The organism is Candidatus Nitrosotenuis uzonensis, from assembly GCF_000723185.1.
Taxonomy (GTDB): domain Archaea; phylum Thermoproteota; class Nitrososphaeria; order Nitrososphaerales; family Nitrosopumilaceae; genus Nitrosotenuis; species Nitrosotenuis uzonensis.
Genome location: NZ_CBTY010000006.1, coordinates 167,270 through 179,943, shown reverse-complemented (window position 1 = coordinate 179,943; position 12,674 = coordinate 167,270). Strand labels below are relative to the sequence as shown.

At 44.2% G+C, this 12,674-nt stretch carries 12 protein-coding genes and 1 tRNA gene; 5 read left to right on the top strand and 8 right to left on the bottom strand.

What is annotated here, in order from left to right; translation table 11 throughout:
- The first annotated feature begins 1 nt into the window (after position 1).
- From NITUZ_RS01630 to NITUZ_RS01620, 3 genes are read left to right on the top strand one after another with little or no spacing between them, the layout of a single operon-like run.
- Positions 2-937, top strand: coding sequence for a Gfo/Idh/MocA family protein (locus NITUZ_RS01630; RefSeq protein WP_048194547.1), 936 nt, complete (start codon positions 2-4; stop codon positions 935-937).
- Positions 934-1,203, top strand: coding sequence for a Trm112 family protein (locus tag NITUZ_RS01625; RefSeq protein WP_048194545.1), 270 nt, complete (start codon positions 934-936; stop codon positions 1,201-1,203). Before NITUZ_RS01630 ends, NITUZ_RS01625 begins: the two co-directional genes overlap by 4 nt.
- A 4-nt stretch (positions 1,204-1,207) precedes the next feature.
- A complete protein-coding gene (locus NITUZ_RS01620; RefSeq protein ID WP_048194543.1) occupies positions 1,208-1,681 on the top strand; it encodes an acyltransferase in 474 nt (157 codons plus the stop codon).
- Here NITUZ_RS01620 and NITUZ_RS01615 read toward each other — a convergent pair.
- Genes NITUZ_RS01615 through NITUZ_RS01590 form a run of 5 tightly spaced genes read right to left on the bottom strand, consistent with a single transcriptional unit; the run spans position 1,678 to position 8,759 of the window.
- A complete protein-coding gene (locus tag NITUZ_RS01615; RefSeq protein ID WP_048194541.1) occupies positions 1,678-1,899 on the bottom strand; it encodes a hypothetical protein in 222 nt (73 codons plus the stop codon). The genes NITUZ_RS01620 and NITUZ_RS01615 overlap by 4 nt on opposite strands.
- Positions 1,899-2,915, bottom strand: coding sequence for an MraY family glycosyltransferase (locus tag NITUZ_RS01610; RefSeq protein ID WP_048194539.1), 1,017 nt, complete (start codon positions 2,913-2,915; stop codon positions 1,899-1,901). The genes NITUZ_RS01615 and NITUZ_RS01610 overlap by 1 nt, the downstream gene beginning before the upstream one ends.
- Positions 2,915-5,041 (bottom strand): DEAD/DEAH box helicase, encoded by a 2,127-nt coding sequence (locus tag NITUZ_RS01605; RefSeq protein WP_048194537.1) that lies wholly within the window; start codon positions 5,039-5,041, stop codon positions 2,915-2,917. Before NITUZ_RS01605 ends, NITUZ_RS01610 begins: the two co-directional genes overlap by 1 nt.
- On the bottom strand, positions 5,038-8,250 hold the full coding sequence (locus NITUZ_RS09780) for an LAGLIDADG family homing endonuclease (RefSeq protein WP_081844828.1): 3,213 nt from the start codon (positions 8,248-8,250) through the stop codon (positions 5,038-5,040). Before NITUZ_RS09780 ends, NITUZ_RS01605 begins: the two co-directional genes overlap by 4 nt.
- Positions 8,247-8,759, bottom strand: a complete 513-nt coding sequence (locus NITUZ_RS01590; protein WP_048194534.1) for a DNA replication complex GINS family protein — start codon at positions 8,757-8,759, stop codon at positions 8,247-8,249. The genes NITUZ_RS09780 and NITUZ_RS01590 overlap by 4 nt, the downstream gene beginning before the upstream one ends.
- 122 nt (positions 8,760-8,881) lie before the next feature.
- Between NITUZ_RS01590 and NITUZ_RS01585 the strand changes: the two genes are divergently transcribed.
- Positions 8,882-9,838 carry a replication factor C small subunit gene (locus NITUZ_RS01585; protein WP_244443783.1) on the top strand — a complete coding sequence of 319 codons (957 nt, stop codon included), beginning with the start codon at positions 8,882-8,884 and terminating at the stop codon, positions 9,836-9,838.
- Here the strand turns inward: NITUZ_RS01585 and NITUZ_RS01580 are convergent.
- Together NITUZ_RS01580 and NITUZ_RS01575 are read right to left on the bottom strand one after the other, a co-directional pair.
- A tRNA-Ser gene (locus tag NITUZ_RS01580) sits at positions 9,839-9,922 on the bottom strand.
- A 64-nt stretch (positions 9,923-9,986) separates the two neighbouring features.
- Positions 9,987-10,520 carry a 4Fe-4S dicluster domain-containing protein gene (locus tag NITUZ_RS01575; RefSeq protein ID WP_048194533.1) on the bottom strand — a complete coding sequence of 178 codons (534 nt, stop codon included), beginning with the start codon at positions 10,518-10,520 and terminating at the stop codon, positions 9,987-9,989.
- A gap of 145 nt (positions 10,521-10,665) precedes the next feature.
- Between NITUZ_RS01575 and NITUZ_RS01570 the strand changes: the two genes are divergently transcribed.
- Complete coding sequence (locus NITUZ_RS01570; protein ID WP_048194532.1) at positions 10,666-11,334, top strand: translation initiation factor IF-6; 669 nt, start codon at positions 10,666-10,668, stop codon at positions 11,332-11,334.
- On the opposite strand, the gene hisS is transcribed toward NITUZ_RS01570, so the two are convergent.
- Positions 11,331-12,608 carry a histidine--tRNA ligase gene (gene hisS / locus NITUZ_RS01565; protein WP_048194530.1) on the bottom strand — a complete coding sequence of 426 codons (1,278 nt, stop codon included), beginning with the start codon at positions 12,606-12,608 and terminating at the stop codon, positions 11,331-11,333. The two genes, NITUZ_RS01570 and hisS, sit on opposite strands and share 4 nt — an antisense overlap.
- Positions 12,609-12,674: the final 66 nt, after the last annotated feature.

Here is a 12,674-nt window from a genome sequence, read left to right as displayed (position 1 = left end):
AATGAGAGTAGCTCAAATCGGTGTAGGCGGTTGGGGTAAAAATCACGCAAGAGTACTATCACAGTTTGGCGCCCTCTGTGCAGTATGCGATGCTGATGCAGTAAGGGCAAAAGACACTGGCCAAAAGTACGGCGTAAACTATTACACTGCAATTGAAGATATGTTAGAATCTGAAAAGTTTGACGCTGCTTTCATCTGTACTCCGACTTCCACCCACTACAAACTCGCAACAAAAATGCTAGAGATGAAAAAACATGTATTTATCGAAAAACCCATGACGTACAAGTCAGAAGAGGGTGCAAAGCTTGTACACCTTGCCAAAAAGAACGGCGTCACCCTCACATGCGGATACATAGAGAGATTCAATCCTGCAGTAGAGACTGTGAAGAACTTTGTCAAGTCAAAGACATACGGCGAGCTGATTATGTTGGAATTTCACAGGGAAAACAGAATGCCACTTCACATAAAAGATGTTGGAATAATATACGATACAGCGGTGCACGATATCGACACAGCAATGTGGCTCTTTGATGACACCCCGGAGATAGTTTTTGCCCGATCTGGAAAGATAAAACACGATCATGAAGACTTTGCCACCATCATGCTTGGATTCAAGGACAACAAGGTGGCCATAATCTCATCGAACTGGATAACGCCAGCGCGTGTCAGGCATTTTAGCGCAGTGTGCACTGACGGAATAATTTCAGCTGACTTTATCTCACAAGAAGTCAGAATTGAAAAAGACCAGGGCTCTGAGATACCGCGCAGTGAAAAAGCAGAGCCGCTCACACTAGAGATAAAGCATTTTCTTGACTGTATAGAATCAAAGAAAACGCCGCGGGTCACACCACAGGATGCAGTGAACGTGACTAGAATAGCCGAAGCAGCACTTATTTCCAGCCAGAAAGGAGTCCCGTTATACTTGGAGTTACAATGAACAAAAAAATGCTGGACATCTTGGCATGTCCTATAGACAAACACTTTCCGCTGGAAATGTACGAGTTGGAATCAAAAGACCAGGTTGTAGTCGAAGGCTCACTGTACTGCGCCAATTGTGAAAGATTCTATCCCATAATAGAGGAAATTCCAATAATGCTTCCAGATGAGCTGAGGGACAAAAATCAGGATATTGCATTTCTTGAAAAACACAAAAACTCTCTTCCCCAGAAAATAATTAAAGACGCAAAACCATGGCACCTGTGATAGCTTGGTCACCAACTACATCTCAGAGAAGGCAAAAATAGGAAAAAATGTCAAAATCTGGCATTTTGCATACGTTGGGGATAACACCATAATCGGCGATAACGTCAAGATAGGCTCACTTGCACATGTAGACTATAACGTGGTGATTGGACAGAACACCATGATAGAGGGACTTGTTTACATCCCACCTCTCTCGCGAATAGGAAAGAATGTCTTCATAGGACCTGCAGCCTCGCTCACAAACGATCCGTATCCCCCAAGTAAGAAGATGGTTGGAGTCACCATAATGGACGGCGCCATAATCGGATCACGTGCAGTGATCAAGGCAGGTGTGACCATAGGGCGCAACAGCGTTGTTGCAATGGGTGCCGTTGTCACAAAGGATGTGCCAGACAATACTGTGGTTGCAGGAGTGCCTGCAAGGCCAAGATATTCGCGTCAAGAATATGACAAAAAACAGAAAGACTGGGAGTCCTAGGATCTTATCTGTTTTTGGAAAATCTTGTTTTTCAGCTTTGTTAGAACTATTATCCAGAGCACCACAAGCACTATTGCGATTACTGCCTTTATTGCCGAGGCAATAAGAAAATCCATCTGCTCTCCGTATCCTGAAATAGATATTTGTGATACCAATACTACCAGTATGCCGCCGCCTGCAAGTATGAGTACCCACATTATTGCAATGAATGAATACATCAAGGGTTGCCCCAAATCCTTACCCCCATAAGAAAGGCTGAGATTAAAGCAAGTACGGCCGAAAAAGTTGCTAGTCTGAAAATAGCAAATCCGATCTCTTTTTCTGTAAGTGGTTTTGCTGCTACTAAGAGCCGCACAAGAGTTATTGGCGCATCCTTTTCTTTCGTAGCAGTTATTTTGTTATCATCGGTGTGGGTTGTAGGCCCCTTTATCTGTCTGTGTTCCACTATCTTCTTGACGCTGGATAAGAACAAGAATGAATTGATGACTGCGGGAAGAAGCGCTATTGCGGCCACCACCTCGACCCGTCCGATTATTGCTATAACGCCATACATTGCTCCAAGAGTAAGCGCTCCTGAGTCGCCTGGAAATATCTTGCTTGGAAACTTGTGATATCTGTAAAACGCCAGTGACGCAAATACCAGCGGCAGGGCCATTATTGCCACATTGTATTTTTGCAGTATGATAAGAGACAGTACGAGTGCTATTGATGCTATTGCCATAAATCCCGATGCAATGCCATTCATTACGTCAATAGAGTTTATCGTATTACCTGTAATCGATATCATAATTACAATAACGCCAAGGTACAATGCAGGAATCTTCACCTCTCCAAAGATCGGAAATGCTAGATTTGGTTCGTATACACCAAGAGCTATTATCGGAATGGAAGATGCTGCCAATGCAAGGGGCTTGAACCACCCTCCCATCACCTTCCTATCATCTATTAATCCTATTACAAACGCAGCAGACGTCGTGGTCAGTATTGCGGCAATCTGCTTTGCTACAAGCTCACTTTGTGGAAGAAGAAAAAATATTGATATTTCTGATATTATGATTGCCACAATGATTGCAGGGCCACCAGGTCTTGGCACCATTGCCCCTCCTGCGCGGTTGACGTCTTTTACGGTCCAGTTGTGTTTTGTCAGCGACTTTATCAAGACAGGAGTTAGTGCAATCACCACAAGAAAGGAGATGGCAGAGCCGGTTATCGCAGATATTATCTCGGATTGCACTACCTAACTTTTGACAGTTGGGATTTAATATTATCTGCCAGAGTGGCCCCAATTTTGTCAATCTCAGCTAGCTTCTCGACTGGTATCTTTCTTAGATCTTCAATCGTCTTTATTCCCCGATCATACAGCTTGCGCGCGCGGACTCGCCCTATGCCGCGTATCTGCGTCAAATCTACAAGCTCCTCTTTTATTCCATATCTGATTCTTGCCCTAAGTACGGATATCTCTTCTAGCAGGTCCGTCCGTTCTAACAGCTTTGCAAGCTCATACAGGCAGTAAAGCAGCCAGTCAGCAATCTCCACCATCCTGTGCATATCGCCTGATTCCACGTTCAGGTTATCTGAGAGGCTCACTTCGGATGCTTCGTTTATCCAGGAATGGAGCGCAAGCATGCCCCTTGAGCAGTCATACTCTGATATCCTCTCGATAAGCTCGGATGCACGGTTTTCAATCAGGACACTTGCCATTTCATAGTCCTTGTTTCGAAGAGAGAATTTGGGGAAAAACTCCTCAGAGTTTGTCACAAGATGGAGAAATCCAAGAGTGTGTTTTCCATTTTCCGAAACAATTTCCAGCGCGCGTTTAAAGTAAATTGCAGAAACTGGATCAATGTACAGCATCGAGACCTTTTTGCCAAATTCTGTTGCTGCAAATCTTTCTGCCTTTTGCACTATGAGCTTTTCATTTATGAGGAATTTTTTTGCAATCTCGATTGCAAACTTGAGTGTGTTCTTTCTTGTCTGCCTTCCCGCAAGCGTTTTTAAAAAAAACTCAAGTAGATCGTCATTTTTTATTCCCGGGTTTGACACTATGTGGCTCAGAATGTGTATTCGAAGCGACCTGTCATTTGCCAGCTGTGACTCTATTGGCTCCGGTACACCGTTGATATAGTATTCTGTCAAATCAGAGCTGTTAGAGTTGCCAACTATTACTGCCTCACCGAATTTGTCATATTGGGGCCGTCCGGCTCTACCGCAAAGCTGTTTGTATTCAAGGACGCTGATTGGCTTGTTCGTTCCAGCCTTTACATCGTAACGGAGCACGCTCGATATGACGACTCTTCTTGCAGGCAGGTTGACACCTGCTGCCAGAGTCGGCGTTGACGCAATCAGTTTTATCTTACCTTCTCTGAATTTTTCTTCTATTACCTTTCTGCAGTTCTGGTTCAGTCCAGCATGATGGAATCCTACACCCTTTTTTAATAGAGATGCTAGTGTTTTGATAAGGTCAGTATGCTCGTTTTCAGAAAGAATCATTTGCGATATATGATCTAGTTCCTCCCTTTCCGAATCAGAGAGCAATCTTGAGACGGCTTCTGCTCCTTTGGTGGCAAGCGATGCAGAACGCATCCTAGTCTCTGCAAATATTATCGACTGGCCTCCGCTTTTTATCGTGTCAATGCACAAGTCTATTGCCGGCCCTCTGATACTGGATTCGACCTCATCTGATTTACCGTTGCTCCAGTATACCTGGCCACCGTCAAATACTCCTTCCGCAAGAGGCACTGGCCGCCACTCGCTTGATACCAGTTTGCATCCAAGCCATTGAGCAATCTCATCAGAGTTTGTAATAGTTGCACTCAGCCCCAGAATCTGCGGTTTGGACTCCATCTCCTTGAGCTTGGTCAGCACGATCTCAAGTGTTGGCCCCCTGTCTGCATCGCCAATAAGATGTACCTCGTCTGCAATAACAAGTCCGATGTTATCTATCCACTCAACGCCATGCCGTATAAGAGAATCCATTTTTTCGTTAGTAAGTATTATCACGTCTGCCTTTTCCAGCTCCTCGTCAACAGAGTCAAAATCTCCCGTAGATATTGCCACGTTGATTTTTCTGCCAAAGTCGATTTTTTCGAGTTTTTTAAATTCTGAGAATTTTTCGGATGCAAGTGCTCTCAGAGGTGATAGGTATACTGCCTTTGCCCTGTTTTTTTCAAGAAACTGCATTGTTGCAAGCATGGCAATGATGGTCTTTCCGCTTGCAGTAGGAGCAGAGACCAGAATGTTTTCTCCTTCAAGCAGCCCGGCATCAACTGCCATTTTTTGCGGCGGAAAGAGCTCTTTGATGTTTATCTCTTCTAGAAGCTTAAAGGCAGAATTGGCCAGTGGTAATTCCGTTATTCTCATACACGGTTATAGTGGCCGGGTTTGGATTCATAAATTGATGCCTCGCGGAGCATTCTTCGAATAAAATTCCTTGCCTCTTCTTCAGTGAATTTTGTGGTCTTGACAAGCTCCTTTACGAACAGCTTCTCTTCTACTGCAGTCTTGCTGTCACCCTCAAGTGATTTTAGCACATCCATGAACAGCTGCAGTTTTGAGACCTCGCTGTGAGGCCTTCCCTGTAATACCCCAAGGTCCACCTTGCCCGTGTTAACGTCAACGCCTGCATCCTCCAGCATGCTTTGGATTAGAAATATGGCTCGGTCTGCGTCCTCGCCGTCTACCTGATCCTTTTGTAAGAGTCTTGCCCTGGCAGTTGCAAGCCTGACAAGTCCTCCAAGCTGCCTTGGCGTCACTGTGATCATTTCCTCCGATTCCACGTTTCTCATTTTTAGATAATATTCGAGAATCTTTTCCTCTGCTTCCGGCGTGAGTATAGGGTCGATTCTTTTGCAGTATGAGAGGTATTTTGTGAAAATATCAACATCGATTAAAGACCTTGTATCAGATGAGGACTTTTTGTGCATACCGATGATGTGCTTTGCAATGTTCCTGTCCTTTTCCTTTGATGGAATATCACGTACTACAAAGATAAGATCAAACCTTGTCAGTAATGGGATCGGTAATGCCACGTTTTCCGTAATGTTCTTGAATGGGTCATATTTTCCATACATCGGGTTTGCAGCCGCAAGGATTGATGTTCTTGCATTAAGTGTAGCTACTATACCACCCTTTGCAATGCTTGCAGACTGTTGTTCCATGACCTCATGAAGGGCGCTTCTGTCTTCTGGCTTCATTTTGTCAAATTCGTCTATGCAGACTAAACCTTGATCGCCCAAAACTACGGCTCCAGCTTCGAGCATGAGTATTCCGGATTTGTCACGAACTACAGCTGCGGTAAGTCCTGCAGCAGTAGATCCCCTACCAGAGGTGTACAGCCCCCTGGGTGCCACTCTGGCACAGAACTTTAGCATTTCGCTTTTTGCAGTATTGTGGGACAATATACCATTAGCAATGAATTTGTGTGTTTTTGGAATTTCAACATCATACACAATTTGTGATCTTGTAAGATAGTTTATCTTTACAATTTTTTCGTATTCCTCATCATGTCGCTGATTTCGTCTTGTTTCAAGTGCCCATCGGACAAGATCGTTCAACCTTGACGCCTTGGTATTTGATACAAATCCGACGTGTTTGGCGTATTTGACAATTGATGTACCTCGTCGGATAACAAGATTACTTCCAGTTTCATGCTGTATTATTCTGGAATGAATTCCAAACCTTAGCAACAGCATCTGTACGTCCCTTAACAATCTGATACTAGTCGATCTCAGCTGTATTGCACGCCTTGCCCGCCCCATGTTGAAAACGGTGCCATCTGCTTCAAACAGCCATTTCAAATAGGAAGCCACTACGCTGTTTGGGGACTGGAATATCGAGGAAGGCACATGCCTACCGCATGATCCTCCCTTGAGGAATTCCAGCATTTCTACAACATTTTTTGAGTTGTATTCAACGTTTGTCACATACATTGTTCTTGTGATCTGTCTGCCATCATTCATCATTACAAGCTGTCCGGGGTATCCACGCTTGGAGATTTTTGGTTCAAGCCCAAAGAGGTTCTTTCCCATCTGAAGCAGCGGCTGCAAGAGATCTTCTTCCTTTTGAGACACTATGAAATCAATTCTGTAGCCGTTTGTCCTGCACCAGCCATCGCCTGTGAGAAATCCCATGAATGCGGCGAGCTCCTCGTTTACAAACTCTGGAATCTTGCCATGATATGCACTTCTTGTAACCACGCCAAAGTCGGTCGGCACGTAATTTTTGATTGTGCATGGAATGTGCGTTATGGTTCTTAGTTCATCGCCTTCTTTTAGCTCATCAAGTCTTTTCCATCCATTTTTTGTAAACAGTGGATGGTTGTACGTCCCAATTATGTTTTTCCCAGTTTCAGTCACAATTTCAATTACCTTTTGGTTTTCATATTTATGAAATACTGTAGCCGTGTCATCACCGTATTCGTGTTGCATTCTGACGTTTATTTCCTCAAGATGATTTTTTCCTAGTGATTCAAGATCCACGATTCTGCCGTCTGCCAGTATTACCTTGGTAGAACCATCAAGGCAGCCAGGATCACCGACAAGAAACACGTTGATGTCGCCTCTTATCTTTGTGCCATCCTGAAGAACTCTCTGCGTCGAGCCGACCATTAACAATAAAATTGATTCCTTGATTATTGCGTGCCCCTGGATGTGTGGTGCAAACGAGCCAATCAGTCTCTCATATACGTCTGGGCTTCTCGCAAGAGATTTGATTATTTTTTCCTCTTCTGGTGAGATCTCTTCTCTTTCTGAACGTCTGGAATTTTTTGACCCCTTGCCTCCCAGAAACTCTATGTTGTTTCCTTCAATTCTTAACCTGTGCAACCCGCTGTGCACACGCGTTCCGGTTATCTGTTCCTGCTCTATTCGTACGATTCCTGTAAGTATTATCCTGTCACCTGGCCTTGCGTTGTCCACCAAGTCCTGCTTTATTGTCACATCAACATAATGGGGCAGCTGTCCCGGAGGGAGATCTTCTGGAAGTTCCTGCAACCTTACAATCTGAAAGTCGATGAATTTGCTTGTCTCAGGGTCTATTCGCAGGTCTCTTTGTGAGCACTTTTCGTGCGAGCACTTGGTAGGCGTAAATATCATCATACCGCGCTCAAGCGGAATCTCTGTCAGGTGACCTTCTGGGCACTTGTATACCATGTTCTTTGCAAGCGGTTTTACCTCCGATGCGCGCACAACCATGCCAGAAACGCTTGTCATCTTGCCGATAACCTCTGCGTTTATCTGGCGAAGGCTTCTCTGAATAGGATAGTTCGCAATCCTTACTCGTATGTCATCTGAAATCTTTTGCGCGTAATCAGGGAATCTTTCCTCGAGAATGTTCTTGATTGCTCTAGAGAACGCGTACAGCACTGCGTCTGGCTCCAGATTAAACTTTACTTCGATCTCCTTTTGAGAGACTACATCATTATAGTCTACTACGATATACTTGGTCTGCTTTGCCATCATCTGGTCTATTTCTTCTACATAATGGAAAGTTCCGGACTTGTCCTTAAATGAAGCAAGAAAGTTCTGTATCTGATCAATTAATGCGGATTGTGTTTGTGTTTCCAGTGTCATTTTTCCTCACCAAATACTTGTTCCATGAATTCTGCGCTATTCTTGTGAATCTGGTTGTACAGCGCCCTCTCTTCAACGGATAATTTTTTTGCCAGATCGGCTGTAAGATCCATAGAATTTGCCCTGGGAATTATCTTGCCGAGCCTCCTGCGTATGAGCATTTTAAGAAGACTTTGCAATTTGTCCTTTTCTTTCTCTGACTGTCTTTGGATGTATCCTGTAACTTTGATGTAAAAGTCAGGCTCTAGGTGCGACAGCTCTTCGCCCTGAAAATTCTCCTTTGATATTGACTGTGTAAGCTCAACTCCCATGTCGGTCTCTTGGATTTCTGCGTGATTTTCTGACTCTAGTGTCTGCCCAATCCAGCGAGGAAGGTTGAGTACCTCGCCCTGTTTTCCGTCGATCGTAATTCCAGACACGTTTATCTTAAAATCATGATTGATTACCGTCTTTACATCCTGTATGGCGTACCCAATGGAATAAACCTGAAGGAGGTCGTTAATTTTCAACATTTAAAAAACATCGTTCAAGGATTTAATGGATACGATCGATCAATTGTGTTTACAAGTAGCTTGGATCTTTTGATCCTTGCAAGCGTGGTTTATTAGTAATGTGTTCTCAGATCCACTAAATGTCAATTTCAAACACCATGTGGGTTGAAAAGTACAGGCCGCAGAAAATCTCAGATATTGTAAACCAGAAAGAGATAGTTGGAAGTATCACCGCTCTCCTAAAGAACGTCTCGGAGATGCCACATTTGCTGTTTTCAGGCTCTGCTGGAATTGGAAAGACGACACTTGCACTTTGCCTTTCAAGGGAGATTCTTGGGGAAAGGTGGCGCGAATACACATTGGAGCTTAATGCATCAGACGAACGCGGAATAAACATGGTACGAGAGAGGGTAAAAAAATTCTCAAGATTTGCAGGCCTTGATACCGAAATTCCGTTCAAAATAATCATTTTAGATGAGGCTGACGAGATGACAGGTGATGCCCAGACTGCACTACGCAGGATAATAGAGGATACATCAAAGTTCTGCAGGTTTATCCTGATTGCAAACAACATATCAAAGATAATAGAGCCAATACAGAGCAGATGCGCAGTCTTCAAGTTCACAAGAATAGAGGAAAATGACGTGGTTACACACCTAAAGGAAATTGCAAAAAAGGAAAAGGTAAAAGTCGACGAAGATGGCCTCAAGATGATTTATGATTATACCGAAGGCGACCTAAGACACGCAATCAACCTGCTTCAGGCATCATCAAGTCTTGGAGCCGTCACAGAAGAAAACGTCAAGGCATCTGCAGGTCTCACTAGAACCTCCGATGTAGATGCAGTGCTAAAGCTTGCAGTGGCAGGCAAGATCTTGGAGGCAAGAAACAAGATGATAGAACTGATCAAGGTATATGGAATGTCAGAATCTGATTTTCTAAAGTATCTTAATGAGGCAGTATACAGGACAAAGCAGCCAAACCTTGCGGAGATATCGCAGGCAATCGCAGAATACGACTATCGCATCCTGTCAGGTGCAAACCCGGAGATCCAGCTATCAGCACTGCTTGCACAGATAAGCAATCTGGGAAAATAGCGCAGAGAGAGGGATTTGAACCCCCGGGTGCTTGCGCACACAGGCTCTCAAGGCCCGCGCCCTACCGAGCTAGGCGACCTCTGCAAAATCAGGTGAAAAGAACAGCTTAAAATTTGTTTAATAAAAGAAAAGAGAAGAAATATTCTTTCTAATCGTGTGCGTGTGGATTTTCTCCGCCTTCAAGTTTCACGTATGTTCCGGCTGCCTTCTCATGGTGCTCGAGGTTAGACTGGTCTACCTTGATAGCTTGAGGAGGGCATACTGATACGCAGGCCATACACCAGATGCAATCATGTTCTCTGATCGGATCTGCTTTGTCGGTATAGTCTTTGCGTTCTTCCTTTACTGAAGAACCGGTACCTGCAAATGTCTTGCCAACAACTTCGGTTGCTGGAATGTCCATTTCAGTTCTGTACCATTGGAATACTTGGACAGGACATGCTTCTATACATGCACCGTCTGCTACGCAAGAATCCCAATCAACTGCGACCATGGTACCACTTACACCCAATGGAACCTGTTCTTCGCCGCGCGCCTTGTATGCTTCGATAACCTCATGGTTTGAGAAAGCTTCGGCATCGCTTCTGCCAGGTCCCCATCTGAAGTGAAAATGTTCGCCATCAGCGTGGAATATTTTTCCCAGTGGTTTTAGTCCCTGCGGGAAATTTTCATCTATTGGCATAGTACTGCTGTAGCGAAATGTTATTTAAATCTAAACAAAGTTAGTGCAAACTAAATCACTTTGCAAAGTCGATCCAAAATTATAACACTGTTTTTGAGATGATCGCACCTTTACGTTAATATCATTTCGCCCCGAAACTCAGTGATTGGATATTTACAAGTATGATGTGTATAGGGGCCCAAATATTGGCATATACAGCAAGGTAAACGACAGTTTCCTTTTTCTTCCAAGCGGATTTGCACAGACAAAAGCAAAAACGCTTGCAGGGTACCTAAAGGCCGAATACCTGCTTGTCTCGGTAGCAAACACGCGCGTCATAGGTACGCTGATGGCACTGAACAACCATGGAATACTGCTGCCTGGCACATCATCTGCCTACGAGGTAGAATATCTAAAAAAAGCAACAAAGCTAAACGTCACAGTTCTTGATACAAAGCATAGTGCTCTTGGAAACCTCATATGCGCAAACGACAGGGGTGCGGTTGTATCCCCCAAGATACCAAAAGAGGCCCTCAAAACAATACAGGATGCGCTTGGAGTTGAGATCATCCAGAAAAAGGTCGCCGGATACCATCAGGCTGGTGCTATGATATGTGCAAACAGTGTTGGCGGCATAATACACCCCGAGACAGACGAGGACGACATTCGGGAAGTATCAGACATATTGAAAGTAAAGGTTGAGCCTGCCACAATAAACGGTGGGATACCTTACGTCTCATCTGGAATACTTGCAAACAACAAGGCAGTTGTTGTCGGAAACCTGACAAATGGACCAGAGATAATGATGCTCACACGGGCGTTCTCTGATATTTAGGAAATTCCAAGTAGCGAGTTTGCGTCGGAGAAAATCAGATCAACGTGCACTAACTTTTCTGTTCCATCATCCATATTTTTCACCAAGACCTGCCTTTCCGCATATTCTTTTGGTGCCACAATTATTGCAAATTTGGAATTTGTCGCATTTTCCATCTGTTTTTTGAACGGTCTTCCAAGAAGATCAATCTCAGTTGGGATGTCCATTTGTCGCAGTCTTGATGCTATACCTACCGCCGGCTTTAACATCTGTTCATTCACAAACAACACCGACACTACCGGCTTTTGCTCAAGGTTTTGCATTCCTTGGCTTTCAAGTGAGAGGATTATTCTTTCGACTCCTCCTGCAACTCCGGTGGCTCCAATGTCATCGCGCCCGAACGCCTTTGGTAGACTGTCGTATCTGCCACCTCCCACCAAGGCACCGACTTCCGATTTGACATCAAATGCCTCAAAGACCACTCCAGAATAGTAATCCAGCCCTCTTACTATCCCAAAGTTGACCATTACATTCTCAACTCCCCTGTTTTTGAGCGATGAGAATAGCTCCTTTAGCTCCATCCAGGCAGGAATTGCTGCCATGTCGAACTCTTTTTCCACCTGCTCTGGCGCGCCACTTATCTTTGAGAACTCGAGTATTTTTTCGAGTTTTTCTTTTGCATATCCTTTGGCCTGATATTCCTGCAAAATCTCATCTTTTCTCTTTTTTTGTATCTTGTCAATTGCCCGGAAAATATCAGAAACAAGTCGAGGATCATCGGATTCAAAAACTTTGTTGACTACCGCCTCCACTAGTTTGCGGTGCGATATGTGTATTGTTACACCCTTGAGGTTCAGTCGCGAGAAGAACTTGGATGTGAACTCTATTATTTCCGCATCCGACTCCAGACTAGGCTTGCCGTAAATTTCAAGATCCCACTGGTGAAAGTATCTGTATCTTCCCTTCTGCGGTTCATCATACCTCCACACTCCGCCGAATGCTGCGATCTTGGCAGGAAGTTTTAATGACTTTTGCTCAACAACGTAGCGCGTAAGGCCGACAGTAAAGTCAAACCGGAGTGCTACCTCCCTTTCCCCCTTGTCCGTAAAAAAATAAATCTCGTCACGTATGGCAGGGCCACTCTTTGCTTCTATTACCGAGACCAGCTCTATTGGGGATGGGTCCATGAAGCTAAATCCAAATATCTTGCATGTTTCAAGGAATTTTGTTCTAACAAATTCCAGCTTTGTCTGCTCATCAGTCTCAAAATCCTTCATTCCCCTGGGAAGATTCAACTTGGTTGAATTTTCTATCCAATGGATTTAGATGTTGCTGCAGGAATCTTTCTGCCTACTATTAAT

What these genes read in the sequence shown, in the direction of transcription:
- NITUZ_RS01630 (WP_048194547.1), top strand. Translation starts at nt 2, where the DNA reads ATGAGAGTAGCTCAAATCGGTGTAGGCGGTTGGGGTAAAAATCACGCA.
- NITUZ_RS01625 (WP_048194545.1), top strand. Translation starts at nt 934, where the DNA reads ATGAACAAAAAAATGCTGGACATCTTGGCATGTCCTATAGACAAACAC.
- NITUZ_RS01615 (WP_048194541.1), bottom strand. Translation starts at nt 1,899, where the DNA reads ATGTATTCATTCATTGCAATAATGTGGGTACTCATACTTGCAGGCGGC.
- NITUZ_RS01605 (WP_048194537.1), bottom strand. Translation starts at nt 5,041, where the DNA reads ATGAGAATAACGGAATTACCACTGGCCAATTCTGCCTTTAAGCTTCTA.
- NITUZ_RS09780 (WP_081844828.1), bottom strand. Translation starts at nt 8,250, where the DNA reads ATGACACTGGAAACACAAACACAATCCGCATTAATTGATCAGATACAG.
- NITUZ_RS01585 (WP_244443783.1), top strand. Translation starts at nt 8,882, where the DNA reads ATGTCAATTTCAAACACCATGTGGGTTGAAAAGTACAGGCCGCAGAAA.
- NITUZ_RS01575 (WP_048194533.1), bottom strand. Translation starts at nt 10,520, where the DNA reads ATGCCAATAGATGAAAATTTCCCGCAGGGACTAAAACCACTGGGAAAA.